Annotated in this window: 14 protein-coding genes; 7 read left to right on the top strand and 7 right to left on the bottom strand. The window is 69.5% G+C overall.

Annotated elements, in window-relative coordinates:
* Positions 1–131 precede the first annotated feature (131 nt).
* Both GCL84_RS30395 and GCL84_RS26870 read left to right on the top strand, forming a co-directional pair.
* Positions 132–428: a phosphopantetheine adenylyltransferase gene (locus GCL84_RS30395; protein WP_156758343.1), complete on the top strand. Its 297-nt coding sequence runs from the start codon at positions 132–134 to the stop codon at positions 426–428.
* Entirely contained in the window at positions 421–678 is a 258-nt protein-coding gene (locus GCL84_RS26870) for a DUF4345 family protein (protein ID WP_156758342.1), read from the top strand. Before GCL84_RS30395 ends, GCL84_RS26870 begins: the two co-directional genes overlap by 8 nt.
* 114 nt (positions 679–792) lie before the next feature.
* Here the strand turns inward: GCL84_RS26870 and GCL84_RS31080 are convergent, their stop codons facing one another.
* The 3 genes from GCL84_RS31080 to GCL84_RS26855 all read right to left on the bottom strand — a co-directional run bounded on the left by GCL84_RS31080 (position 793) and on the right by GCL84_RS26855 (position 3,478).
* The gene (locus GCL84_RS31080; RefSeq protein ID WP_407924438.1) at positions 793–870 is read right to left on the bottom strand and encodes a hypothetical protein; all 78 of its coding nucleotides are present in this window, start codon (positions 868–870) and stop codon (positions 793–795) included.
* Positions 871–1,124: 254 nt separating this feature from the next.
* Positions 1,125–2,714, bottom strand: coding sequence for an alanine/glycine:cation symporter family protein (locus tag GCL84_RS26860; RefSeq protein WP_156758341.1), 1,590 nt, complete (start codon positions 2,712–2,714; stop codon positions 1,125–1,127).
* A gap of 191 nt (positions 2,715–2,905) precedes the next feature.
* Positions 2,906–3,478: a TetR/AcrR family transcriptional regulator gene (locus tag GCL84_RS26855; protein WP_156758403.1), complete on the bottom strand. Its 573-nt coding sequence runs from the start codon at positions 3,476–3,478 to the stop codon at positions 2,906–2,908.
* A gap of 70 nt (positions 3,479–3,548) precedes the next feature.
* Here GCL84_RS26855 and GCL84_RS26850 point away from each other — a divergent pair, with 70 nt between their 5' ends.
* Complete coding sequence (locus tag GCL84_RS26850) at positions 3,549–4,214, top strand: hypothetical protein (RefSeq protein WP_407924437.1); 666 nt, start codon at positions 3,549–3,551, stop codon at positions 4,212–4,214.
* Between the two features lie 1,153 nt (positions 4,215–5,367).
* The gene (locus tag GCL84_RS26845; protein WP_328618793.1) at positions 5,368–5,811 is read left to right on the top strand and encodes a class F sortase; all 444 of its coding nucleotides are present in this window, start codon (positions 5,368–5,370) and stop codon (positions 5,809–5,811) included.
* 31 nt (positions 5,812–5,842) lie between these two features.
* Here GCL84_RS26845 and GCL84_RS26840 read toward each other — a convergent pair whose 3' ends face one another.
* From GCL84_RS26840 to GCL84_RS26830, 3 genes are read right to left on the bottom strand one after another with little or no spacing between them, the layout of a single operon-like run.
* Positions 5,843–7,000, bottom strand: coding sequence for a type I restriction endonuclease (locus tag GCL84_RS26840; RefSeq protein ID WP_407924436.1), 1,158 nt, complete (start codon positions 6,998–7,000; stop codon positions 5,843–5,845).
* A gap of 43 nt (positions 7,001–7,043) precedes the next feature.
* Complete coding sequence (locus GCL84_RS26835) at positions 7,044–7,709, bottom strand: endonuclease V (protein WP_156758339.1); 666 nt, start codon at positions 7,707–7,709, stop codon at positions 7,044–7,046.
* Between the two features lie 38 nt (positions 7,710–7,747).
* Complete coding sequence (locus GCL84_RS26830) at positions 7,748–8,101, bottom strand: YybH family protein (protein WP_156758338.1); 354 nt, start codon at positions 8,099–8,101, stop codon at positions 7,748–7,750.
* A 95-nt stretch (positions 8,102–8,196) separates the two neighbouring features.
* On the opposite strand from GCL84_RS26830, the gene GCL84_RS26825 reads away from it, so the two are divergent.
* From GCL84_RS26825 to GCL84_RS26815, 3 genes are all read left to right on the top strand, one after another.
* Positions 8,197–9,075: a LysR family transcriptional regulator gene (locus GCL84_RS26825; RefSeq protein WP_156758337.1), complete on the top strand. Its 879-nt coding sequence runs from the start codon at positions 8,197–8,199 to the stop codon at positions 9,073–9,075.
* Positions 9,075–9,605 carry an NUDIX hydrolase gene (locus GCL84_RS26820; protein ID WP_235926756.1) on the top strand — a complete coding sequence of 177 codons (531 nt, stop codon included), beginning with the start codon at positions 9,075–9,077 and terminating at the stop codon, positions 9,603–9,605. The genes GCL84_RS26825 and GCL84_RS26820 overlap by 1 nt, the downstream gene beginning before the upstream one ends.
* Positions 9,606–9,858: 253 nt before the next feature.
* On the top strand, positions 9,859–11,094 hold the full coding sequence (locus GCL84_RS26815) for a hypothetical protein (protein WP_156758336.1): 1,236 nt from the start codon (positions 9,859–9,861) through the stop codon (positions 11,092–11,094).
* Here the strand turns inward: GCL84_RS26815 and GCL84_RS26810 are convergent.
* The gene (locus tag GCL84_RS26810) at positions 11,091–11,564 is read right to left on the bottom strand and encodes a hypothetical protein (protein WP_156758335.1); all 474 of its coding nucleotides are present in this window, start codon (positions 11,562–11,564) and stop codon (positions 11,091–11,093) included. The genes GCL84_RS26815 and GCL84_RS26810 overlap by 4 nt on opposite strands.
* Between the last annotated feature and the right edge of the window lie 7 nt (positions 11,565–11,571).

Genomic DNA, 11,571 nt, shown 5'->3' with positions numbered 1-11,571 from the left:
GCGCGGCGTCGTCCACGCGCCCGATGATTCCACGTGTGCAGACCAGACGAACGGGGCTTGGGCAGGCGTTGCTTGTGGCGGTGGGCCTGATCAATGTCGTGCCAGGGGCGGGAGCGGTGTCGCCGGGGTCGATGCGATCGGCGTACGGGGTCGAGATCGGGAGTGCGGACCTGGAGGTGTTGCTGCGGCACCGGGCGGTCCTGCTCGCGCTGACCGGCGCGTTCGTGATCGTGTCGGCGTTCCGCCCGGCACTGCGCCGTGCCGCGATCACCGGCAGCGCCGTCAGCATGGGCGCGTTCCTGCTCCTGGCGCTGACCACGACGCCGGTGAACGCGCAGGTGCTCCGGGTGGCGCAGGTCGACGCCGTGGCGCTGCTGCTCCTGGCGGCGGGAGCGGCGCTGGGGCGGACGTCCGGGGAGGGTGCATGACGACAGCCGATCGGAGGTCCGGGCCGTCTACGGCGGCTTCGGGCTGGCGATCGCCGCCGTGCTCATCACAGCGCTGTTCCTCGACGACCTGCGCGCCGGAGTGGTCGTCACGGTCGCGGCCGCCCTGGCCGGGATGGCGCTGGGCCGACTCGTCTCCCGGCTCGGCGACGCCCCTACGCGGTTCTACCCGGTCTGGTTCTACTTCGGGGTGGAGGCGGTCACGGCCGCGCTGCTGTTCGCCGTGGCGTGACGTGGGACCGGCCCGGTCGCCGCGGGGCGCAGAGATGCCGCGACGACCGGGCCGGGATCGGGACCTACCCGTGTGGCCGGGGGATCAGGTCGCGCAACCACAGTGCGCTCTGCTTCAGTGTGCGTTCTCGACGCGGACGATGCCGAACCGCTCGGCGTAGCCGCAACCCCACTCGAAGTTGTCAATCAGCAACCACGCCGATAACCGCGCACGTCCGCACCGTCCCGTTCTCGGTGGTCACCATCGGCACGCCGGTGTAGGCGAACAGTGCCGCTGTGCGAGATCCACTGTAGACATTCTGGCCGCGGCAGTTCCGGTTGTTCCACGGGAGCGGTGCGCTGCCGTGGATGAACCGCCTGCTCCAACGTCGCCGCCAGCCGCACTCAGGCCCAGCACGAGGACGAGTCACCCGCGGACCATGTCGAGTCCGCGGGTGACCGACCTGATCACAGATTCGATTCCTCGTTCTTCCGGACCTCTCCGGAACTGATCTTCTCTCGGAAGCTCTTCAGCTCCTGCTTCACCACGGGGGCCAGCAGGTACAAGCCGATGATGTTGAACAGGGCGAGCAGGAACAGCACCGCGTCGGCGAAGCTGAGCACGCTGCTCAGGCTCAGCACCGACCCGGCGACGATGAACAGGCAGAAGATGAACTGGTAGACGCGCTCGCTGACCTGCGACTTGCCGAACAGGTATGTCCACGCCTTCTGGCCGTAGTAGGCCCAGGTGATCAGCGTGGACAGGGCGAACAGGGCCACCGCGACGGTGAGCACGTAGGGGAACCAGGGCAGCACGGTCTCGAAGGACCCCGAGGTCACGGTGACGCCGTCCGGGACGTCACCGCCCGCGAACACGCTGGCCTGGGCGTCGGTCCAGAACTGGGTCTTGGCGATGACGATCGTCAGCGCGGTCATGGTGCAGACGACGACGGTGTCGATGAACGGCTCGAGCAGGGCGACGTAGCCCTCGGTGACCGGGTTCCTGGTCTTGACCGCCGAGTGCGCGATCGGCGCGGAGCCCAGGCCGGCCTCGTTGGAGAACGCCGCTCGCTGGAAGCCGACGATCAGCGCGCCGATAGCGCCGCCGACCACGCCCTCCGGCGAGAAGGCGCCGGAGACGATGGCACCGACCGCGGCGGGCACCCCGGAGATGTTGACGCCGATGACGATCAGGCAGGCTGTGATGTAGATGATGCCCATCGAGGGGACCAGCTTGCTGGTCACCCTGCCGATGGACTTGATGCCGCCGAAGATCACGGCACCGACAGCGACGGCGAGCAGGACGCCGAAGATCAGAGCGGCGCCGTCGCCACCGAGAAAGCCCTCGCTGCCGCCGGTGACGTCGCGCAGCTGGGCGAAGGCCTGGTTGGCCTGGAACATGTTGCCACCGGAGATGGCGAAGAACAGGATCATCACCGCCGCCAGCACCGCGAGGACTCGGCCGACGGCCTTGCCGCCGCCACCGAACCTCTCGGCCATGCCGTTGCGCAGGTAGTGCATGGGGCCGCCGGAGACGGTGCCGTCCTCGTGCATCTCCCGGTAGCGCACACCGAGCGTGCACTCGACGAACTTGGTGCACATGCCCAGCAGTCCGGCGACGATCATCCAGAACGTGGCACCCGCGCCACCGATGGTCACCGCGACGCCGACACCCGCGATGTTGCCGAGACCGACCGTGCCGGACACCGCGGAACTGAGCGCCTGGAAATGCGAGATCTCACCGGGATCATCCGGCTTGCTGTACTTCCCACGCACCAGGTCCAGCGCCATCTTGAACCCGCGGAACTGGATGAATCCGAAATAGATGCTGAAGATGGTCGCGGCGGCGACCAGCCAGGCGACGATCCAGGGAAATTCTATGCCGAAAACGGAGATCTCGGCGAAGACGAATGCGGACAGCGCCTCGGACACCGGATCGAAAACGCTGTTGATCCAGTTCTCGATGGAGCCCAGGGTCCCACCCTCCGCAGCGAGGACGGGGGGCGCGCCGCCCGGCGGCGGGCTTGTGGCCAGCGGACCAGTGCCAATGTTCACCATGGTCCGACAGTGGACCCGAACACCACCGCGACTGCAAGAGCTACCGATCACTTGGATCCCTTTGCCCAGGACAGCGGCGGATCAACTCGCGAAGGGTGCTGCGGTGTCGCCGTGATACATCGTTGACGGCACCCAAGTCAAGCGCCTCGGCTCGCAGCAGGCGGCGGTCACCCGCTACGTATCCGGCGCGGTTAGAAATCTGGTTGCTGACGACTGCGGTACTTGAGGAGTCCTTCGACGCCGCGTAGGAATGTTTCGCAAATGGGTTGTGGGTTGGTCAGGCAGCCCGCGGTCATGGCGCCGTCTCTGAGCATGGTGAAGTGGCGGGCGGCGGGTTCTGGGTCTGGTTTTCCGGTTTGGCTGAAGAGTTCGGTGATCGCGGACAGGAACCAGTGGCGGTGTTCGAGGACCGCTTGGTGGACCGGGTGGGCTGGATCGGGGTACTCGGCGGCGGCGTTGAGGAACGCGCAGCCTCGGAAGCCGGGGGTCTGGATGTCGTCGGCTATGGAACGGCCGACGGTTCGGATGATCTCGTCGGGGGAGGTGTTCTGGGTTTGAGCGGTTCTTACTCGGGTGCGGATCGTCTCGTCGGCTTGGGTCAGGTAGGTGACGACGAGGTCGTCCTTGCTGGGGAAGTGGCGGTACAGGGTGGCTCGTGTCACGCCCGCGGTGGCGATGATGCGGTCGATGCCGACGGAATGGAGGCCCTCGGCGTAGAACAGGGCGCTGGCCGTGTTGAGCAGTCGTGTTCGTGCTTCCGACATCCGCCTCTCCCGTCGCGATGCTGGCTCCAGGCTAGCAGACAGAACGATCGGTCTTGACATCGCCGCGTTAATGGCCCAGGCTCTGGTGTACCGATCGTTCTGTCTTGTCGATGCCGCTCTGACTTCCGAGGTGGATCGGCGGGATGGGCGGATCACCGCTCTCGCTGATCGAAAGAAGGATCTGATGTCGAGTTCCATCCAGGTTGCCGGCGCGCCCAAGGGGTTGCGGGACCTGTACTATGCGCGCTTCGGCTTCGCCGTTGTCTGGGCCGTTCTGATGCTGCTGACCGCCTCGACGCTCACTCCGGTCAGCATCGCCCTGCTGGTGGTCTACCCGCTGTTCGACTTCGCCGCGGCTGTGGTCGACTTCCGGTCCTCGGGCGCCGCGCGACCGCGAGTGCCGTTGTGCATCAACATGGCACTGAGTCTGCTCACCGCTGTCGGATTGGCCGTTGTCGTCAGTTCCGGCATTGCGGGTGTGCTGCGGGTGTGGGGTGCCTGGGCGATCGCCGCTGGGGGCGTGCAGTTGATCGTCGCGATCTTGCGGCGCCGGCTTGGTGGTCAGTGGGCGATGATCCTCAGTGGTGGGATTTCCACCCTCGCGGGCGCTAGCTTCATCGTGCAGGCTGGCGGGGCGAATGCGTCGCTCACCAACGTCGTCGGGTACGCGGCGTTGGGTGGTGTCTTCTTCCTCGTCTCGGCGATCCGTCTGCATCGTCGTGTAGTCGATGCGTAGTGAGAAGGCTGTGCGGGGTGGCGGGTTGCCCGGATGGGTGCGTGGGCGCCGCGCGGGGGCGGCACGCCACGAAGCGAGGGTGGGCTGTGGTGTGGGTCACGCAATCGTGCGTTTTTCGTACGTCCACAGCAACGAGTGAATGGGTATGGCTGTGTGAGTGAGGGTGAAGGCTTGAGGTGACTCCAAGTGATTGATCTGCGGAATGCGCCCGAGGTGGTGTCATTCGGTTCAGCGGTCAGCTCGGGTTTTTGGCGACGCTGATGCGGTCGGACGTACATCTGCGGGTCGCCGGCGTTGTTGCTGCGGTCGCGGTCTTCTCGGGTGGCCTGATCGGGGTCGCGGCGGCTGAGGCCGCGCCGGGGGCTGGGGCTGCGTTCGGGGCCTCGGCGTCGGTGACGTTGTTGCCTGGTGTGTTGGGGGACAAGCGGCTGGCCGTCGACTCCGGGGAGTTGGCGCCGTCGCGCAGTGGGGGGCCGTTGGCGGCTTCTGTGGTTGATCCGCCGTTGGGTGGGTTGGTGGTGGCCAAGGCTGTGACCAGTTCGGTGGTCGTGTATCCCGAGACTGGTGGGGTGCGGTCTACGGGGGCGGTTGCTGGCGCTTCGTTGCCGGTGCTCGCCGGGCTTGTGGGACGGGCGCCGTCGGCGGGGGTGTTGCGGGCTGAGTGCGTGTCTGGGCCTGACGGGGTTTTGGGGTCCGCGACGTTGACGGGCGTGGGACCTGGGGACGCTGGGGGCGGTGCCGGTCGACGCGCCGCCGAACAGGCGGTTGGGGTGCCGGGGGTGGTTGAGGTTGTGGTGAACGAGCAGGTTCCGGCTGCTGACGGGAGTTTGACGGTCAACGCGATGCGGCTGCGGCTGCTCGGGGGCTCGGAGACGGGGCGTCTGGGGTCGGGTGACCTGGTGCTCGGGTCGGCGACGTGCGGTCGTGCTGACGCCGCGCCGCCTGTGCGCTCGTCGTCGCCCACGCCTCGGGTCGAGGCTGGGCGCCAGGTCGCGGTTGTGCCTGAAGGCGCGCCGCAGACCGGGGACGCGGGGCTGCGGTGAGACGCTGGAAGGGCTGGGGCATCGGTATTGCGGCGCTTCTCGCGCTGGTCTCGTGTGGGAGTGGGCAGCCTGCTGCGGCTCCGCCTGTTTCGGCGGCTGAGACGTCGTCGGTGCCGTTGTGGATCGACGTGCCGAGCATCGGGGCGCGGTCGACGCTGGTGCGGCTGGGGTTGAACGCCGACCGGACCGTCGAGGTGCCGCCGGTGGGGCAGCCGATGCAGGCGGGGTGGTACGAGGACAGTCCGCCGCCGGGTGACACCGGGCCCGCGGTCGTGCTCGGGCACGTGGATGGGAACAAGCAGCCGGGCATCTTCTTCCGGCTCCGCGAAGTCGAGGTCGGCGACCGCGTCGAGGTTGGTCGTGCCGACGGGACCAGTGTGTTCTTCACGGTGTACAAAGTGGACCAGGTCGCGAAGGACTCGTTCCCCACCGACGCCGTCTACGGCGACACCGACCGGCCCGAGATCCGCCTGATCACCTGCGGCGGCGAGTACGACGCCGCCAATCGCAACTACCTGGACAACATCCTGGTCTACGCCGCCATTGACGTCTGATCCCCGCTGCCTCGATCCCGGCGGGGGCGCGTCAGGCGACCGGGTCGGGCACCGTCGCGGCGCCGAGGTAGCGGGTCACGGTGGTGCGCAGGTGGGCGGCGTGGGCGTAGATGTCCTCAACGGTGTCGATGGGGATGCGGGTCTCGTTCTTGTTGTCGTCGAACAGGCCCAGGTACTTCTTCGAGCGGTTGAACCACAGGCGGGCGATCGGCTTGCGGTTGTTGTCGTCGAAGAGCACGCCGAAGTAGGTCTTGGTGTCCCGGGCGACGACGCGGGCGCTGGGCACCTCGCTGCACACGATGGCGCGGACGACCCGGAAGCCCTCCAGTTCCTCGTCGCTGGTCACGACGTCGCCGCCGATCTCGGCGGCGGTGTCGAGCTCGACGGCCGGGGCCGGGTTGGCCGGGACGGTGAGGATCGCGTCGGACTGGCCGAGTGCGTTCTTGAGGCGGTCGTTGACCTGCTCGTTGAGGAACTGCCGCGCGGCCTTCTCGACCAGGGGCGCGAACTGGTCGCGCACCTTCTGGGTGATCGGGCCGTCGTAGACCCGGGTGGTGAGGAAGCGGACCCACTCGTCTTCGGGCTGCTTGAACTGGGCGGCGAGGATGCGCTTGAGCTGGCCGATGTACTTCAGCTCGCCCGCGGCGCTGAGCACCGAGTCCAGGTCGAAGGTCTCCTTGGTCAGCTTCGCCAGCTCCGGCAGGAGCGTCTCGTCCATGTCGGCGAAGTCCAGGACCAGGAACGGCTTGGCGTCCATCCGGTTCGGGGCGTCGAGGTCGGTGAAGACCTGGTACACCTCACCGTTGGTGAGGACGGCGATCCGCGCGTTGGTGGCGGCGAAGTAGCGGAAGAGCTGCGAGGCGTGCTCGAGGCGCAGCGGGTCGCCGACCCGCTTGGCCTCGATGAGGATCTGGACCTGGCCGTCGTGGACGATGGCGTAGTCGATCTTCTCGCCCTTCTTGGTCCCCACGTCGGCGGTGAACTCGGGGATGACCTCGGCGGGGTTGAACACGTCGTAGCCGAGGACCATGCTGATGAACGGCATGACGAAGGCGTTCTTGGTCGCCTCCTCGGTCTCGATCCCGGCCTTGTGCTGCCGGATCTTCTGCGCCAGTGCCTGTGCCCGCTCCGCGATGTCCATCGACTGCTGCCCTTCTCGGTGCCTGGCGGGCGACCAGGGGGCAGTCACCCGTGCGAGGTAGATCGCCGCGAGGGTGAGCGTGTTACCACCTTCACCCCATTGTGTGGAACTTGAGTGCTTGGCGGCAGAGGTGGTCGGCGGTGCGGGTGGTCTCGGGTTGGCGGTAGGTGGGGGTGAGTCTGAGGACTAGGTCCGTCGCAGTCGCAAGGTTGAGGTTGTGGCCTATGGAGATGAAGAGGGGTTTGACGTTGTCCTGGGTTCTGAGGGCTCGGCCGACTTCTTCGTCATCGTCGGCCAAAGGGGTCCAGGAGCCTCGGGTGGGTGCGGGCGGGGTGTAGGGGCCCATGGGGGTCTTGCCCGCGCCGAGGGTGGGGATGCCTGTGGTGAGGCCCAGGTGGCAGGCGAGGCCGAAGCGGCGAGGATGGGCCTTGCCTTGGGCGTCGCAGACCAAGACGTCGGGGGTGGTGGTGAGGAGGGTTAGGGCTTTGAGGAGGGAGGGGAGTTCTCGGTAGGCGAAGAGGCCTGGGATGTAGGGGAAGTCCGTGTGGCCTTCTACTACGGCTGAGTCGATGAGGGTGAGGGTGTCGAGGTCTATGACCGTGGCTGCGGCGACCAGGTGGCCGGTCTCGCCTGCGTAGGCGACGTCCAGGCCTGCGGCGGTTCTGGGGGTGAAGTGGGGCGGGGGGTGTTCGTTGACTTGGGGGGCCAGGGCTTGTTGTTCGGCGATCGCTTCCTCGGGGGTGAGGGGGGATCGCATGAGGGGGCTCCTGGGGGATGAGGGGTGGTGTTGGGAGTTTAGGACGGGGGGATCTCGGGGCGGTCGATGACGCGGAGCCAGGTGCCGTCGGGTTGGCGGCGGGCGATCTGGGTGCGGCCGCCGGTGCCGTCGGCGGGGTGGGTGGAGGTCAGGGCCAGGTCGCCGTGGTGGATGGTGGGGAGGGCCTTCTCGGTGGTGAACTCGCCGCCGTGGGTCAGGAGTTGTTCGCAGACGGCCTGGATCGCTTCGCGGCCCCTGGTGGTGGAGCCGGGTGGGAAGGCCAGGACGGCGTCGGGTTCGTAGAGCAGGGACAGGCCCTCGGCGTCGCGGGCGTTGGCGCGTTCGACGAAGAGGCGGGCGAGGTCTTCGGGGGTGGTGGCCTTGGGGCGCATGGGTCCAGCTTGCTCGGGGAGCGGGCAGAAGTCGAAGAGCTGGATCGTCTGGTGATCAGAAGCGATGGTTATGGCTGGGGGGTTAGGTTGAGGGCATGGAGCTTCGGCAGTTGGAGTACTTCGTCGCGGTTGTCGAGGAGGGTGGGTTCACTCGGGGCGCGGCCAGGGTGCATGTCGCGCAGCCGGGGGTGAGTGCGCAGGTGCGGCGGTTGGAGCGGGAGTTGGGGCAGGAGTTGATCGACCGGTCCGGGAAGCGGGTTCGGTTGACCGAGGCGGGGGCGGCGGTTCTGCCCTACGCGCGGGCTGCGTTGGAGGCGGTCAAGGGGGCGCGGCTCGCGGTGGAGGAACTGTCGGGGTTGGTGCGGGGGCGGGTGGCGGTGGGGGCGGTGACCTCGCACGCGGTCGACGTCCCCGGGCTGCTCGCGGCCTTCCACGAGACCTATCCGGCGGTGGAGATCACCCTGGTGGAGGCGACGTCAGACGAGTTGGTCAAGCGTTTGCGGGAGGGGACGTTGGACGCGGCCGTGGTGTCGCTGGGGCCGGTGCCGCCGCTGGACCTCGAAGTGGTCGTGGTGGCTGATGAGGCGATCACCGCGGGGGTGGCTGAGGGGCACCCGTGGGCGGGGCGGGAGTCGGTGCGGCTGGCTGAGTTGCGCGACGTCCCGTTGGTCGGGCTGCCGCCGGGCACGGGGGTGCGGTCGCACCTGGAGGCGGCGTGCGCGGCGGCGGGGTTCGTGCCGAGGGTGGCGTTCGAGGCGGGCGACCCGGCGCAGGTGGCCGCGTTGGCGGTCAAGGGGCTGGGGGTGGCGGTGCTGCCGGACCCGGTCGCGCGGTCTCGGCCCGGGTTGGCGCCGGTGGCGATCGTTGATCCGCCGCTGCGGGGGCGGCTGGCGTTCGCGTGGCGCGGGCGGGGTGCCACGACGGTGGCGGGGCGCGCGTTGGTGGACATGGCTAGGGGAAGGTTGAATCCATAGTGGACGAGTTGGTGGACCTCTACGCGGAGGGTGATCTCGACGGCAGGGTCATCGGGACAGCGCCGCGCAGTGTTGTGCGACGCGACAACCTCCCGCACGCGGCGACGCAGACAGTGCTGTGGCACAACGGATCGGTCTATGTGCACCGACGCACTGAGACCAAGGACGTCTATCCGGGATTGCACGATGTCTGGGCCGGGGGAGTGGTGACCGCCGGTGAGGGCATAGATGCTTCCGCGCGGCGTGAGCTGCTGGAGGAACTGGGCGTCGCCAGTGCTGTTCGGCCGTTGTTCCGCTATTGGTACGCCGACAACCGGGCCAACTACCTCGCCGCCGTCTACGAGGCCGAGTACTCACCCGCGGACGGCGCCATCCGGCTCCAGCCCGAAGAGGTCGCCGAGGGCTGGTGGATGCCCTGGCCCGACCTGGTGGCCCGACTCGACGACCCCTCCTTCGGCTTCACCCCCGACGGCCGCGAGGCGCTCCGCCGCTACCGGGCGGCCGGGTGCGGACCATTTGATCCGTCGTAGGGACGTGCGTTTTGACGGTGAGGGCTCCTCGACGGCGTGCGGTTCTCCCTCTTCGACGGCCTCGGCCACCGCTTCCGCTGACCCATGGTCCTCTTCGGACCATTCGGGTGCCCGGTGGTCCGCGCTGTGCGGTGACGCTCCGCTGTGGTTGGTTGGACCATTGGTGGCCCGGTGTCACCCGAAGATCTCCGTGCGTGGTGCCCGCCCCCGTGGCTAGTGTCGACGGCCGGAGCGGCGGCACACGGGGGCGGGGATGGTCGGGGCGCGGGTCGATGTCGAGCTGGCCACCCCAGCGGAGCCGGGTGACGCGGCCGCCGTCGGGTGCGCGCTCGCCCCGGGGCGGTGGTTCGACGCGGCGTCGGCCCGGCCCCGGCCGCGGCCCGCGCACGCGGTGTGGGCCGCGACCGACCCGCGCGGCTACGGCGGCGCGCACGCGCGCGGCCGCGCCCACGTCCACCTGGGCCGGGGCAACACCGCCCTGACCCGCCCGGTCGTCCTGGCCGACGGGCTCGGCCACGGCCCCGCCGACCACCCGGTCGCGGCGCTGACCGGCGACGGGCCGCTCGACGCCCTGCTGGACTCCGGCCGCGACCTCGTCCTCGTCGGCTTCGCCGAGCGGCACACCCACGTGCAGGCCAACGCGGGCGTCCTGCTCGACGTCCTGGACCAGGTCCGCCGCGAGGCGCGCGGGCCGCTGGTGGTGGGCGGGGTGGGCGTGGGCGGTCTGATGGCGCGCTACGCGTTGTCCCTGCTCGAGCACGAGGGCGCCGACCACGCGGCAGCCGCCTACCTGTCCGTCGACACCCCGCACGACGGCGCCTGGGCGCCGCTGGTCCTGCAGCAGCTCGCGTACTACTTCGAGCGCTTCCCCGCGGGCGCCGCGACAGCGGAGCTGCTGCGCGGACCGGCCGCCCAGCAGGTGTTCGCCGCCTGGGTGCGCGACGCCAAGTACTCCGGGCCCGTCGCCGCGCCGCTGCGCCGGGCGTTCCTCGCGGACCTGCGCCGGGTCGGCGACTTCCCCCGCCGCCCCCGGCTGATCGGCCTGTCCAGCGGGCGCGGCGACGGAACGGGGCCCGAGCTGACCGCGGGCGCCCCCGCCTTCGCCTGGAGCCTGGGCGGCCTGGCCCGTGCCGTGGTCCGCTTCCAGCCGTCGGGCGGCACCGACGCCCCCATCGGGGTGGTGAGCGCCCTGTCGGAGCTGCGCCGCCTCACCACGACCGGCGTTCCCGCCTACGACACCGCGCCCGGCGGCACCGCGGAGTTCTTCGGCCAGGCCGCCGACGCCCTCGGCGCCGCCATCCCCGACGCGCACCGCGCGACCTGCTTCGTGCCCTCGACCAGCGCCGCCGCCCTCGGCGACGACGACCCGCACACCCCGGTCGGCGACCGCACGGGGCCGTTCCACGCCTTCCGCTGCGCCTCGACCAACCTGCCGCACGGCAGGCTCGACGACGCCCAGGTGTCCTGGCTGCTGGACGAACTGCCCTAGGCGGCGGGGTCGGTCACGTTGCCCAGGCGGGCGGTGCCGGTGACGACGCCCGCGAACGGGACGTCCACGGCCTGGTCGGACCCGTCCGAGGGCAGGGTGAAGGTGATCCTGGCGGCGGTCGGCCCGAAGACGGTGTCCGGGAGCAGGATGTAGGCCTGCTTCGGCGAGGAGTCGGTGACCACCGCGTGGCTGCCGGGGGCGGCGGGGGGCTCCTGGGGGACGTCGATCGCGGCGCCGTCGCCCGCGAAGAACGACAGGTCGCGCAGGGGGCCCTTGAGGACGCAGGTGACGCCGGGCTGGGCGACGAACCGCACGTAGTGCATCCGCTGGCTGAACACCGGGTCGGGGCGGGCGCCGGTGGTGATCTCGAGCTGGCTCGCGTCGCAGGGCGGGGGGACGGCGGCACCCGCGGGCACCGGGACCAGTGCGAGACCCAGCGCTGCCAGGCCGAGAGCGGACCTCATCGTCATCGCGTCC

This window comes from Actinokineospora pegani, from assembly GCF_009745975.1.
Classification (GTDB): Bacteria; Actinomycetota; Actinomycetes; order Mycobacteriales; family Pseudonocardiaceae; genus Actinokineospora; species Actinokineospora pegani.
The sequence above is the reverse complement of the archived record's forward strand: the minus strand, read 5'-3'. Positions and strand labels throughout refer to the sequence as shown.

Coding starts and splice junctions, on each gene's coding strand:
- GCL84_RS30395 (WP_156758343.1), top strand. CDS start 132: ATGCGATCGGCGTACGGGGTCGAGATCGGGAGTGCGGACCTGGAGGTG.
- GCL84_RS26860 (WP_156758341.1), bottom strand. CDS start 2,714: ATGGTGAACATTGGCACTGGTCCGCTGGCCACAAGCCCGCCGCCGGGC.
- GCL84_RS26855 (WP_156758403.1), bottom strand. CDS start 3,478: ATGTCGGAAGCACGAACACGACTGCTCAACACGGCCAGCGCCCTGTTC.
- GCL84_RS26850 (WP_407924437.1), top strand. CDS start 3,549: ATGGCCCAGGCTCTGGTGTACCGATCGTTCTGTCTTGTCGATGCCGCT.
- GCL84_RS26835 (WP_156758339.1), bottom strand. CDS start 7,709: ATGCGATCCCCCCTCACCCCCGAGGAAGCGATCGCCGAACAACAAGCC.
- GCL84_RS26830 (WP_156758338.1), bottom strand. CDS start 8,101: ATGCGCCCCAAGGCCACCACCCCCGAAGACCTCGCCCGCCTCTTCGTC.
- GCL84_RS26825 (WP_156758337.1), top strand. CDS start 8,197: ATGGAGCTTCGGCAGTTGGAGTACTTCGTCGCGGTTGTCGAGGAGGGT.
- GCL84_RS26815 (WP_156758336.1), top strand. CDS start 9,859: ATGGTCGGGGCGCGGGTCGATGTCGAGCTGGCCACCCCAGCGGAGCCG.
- GCL84_RS26810 (WP_156758335.1), bottom strand. CDS start 11,564: ATGACGATGAGGTCCGCTCTCGGCCTGGCAGCGCTGGGTCTCGCACTG.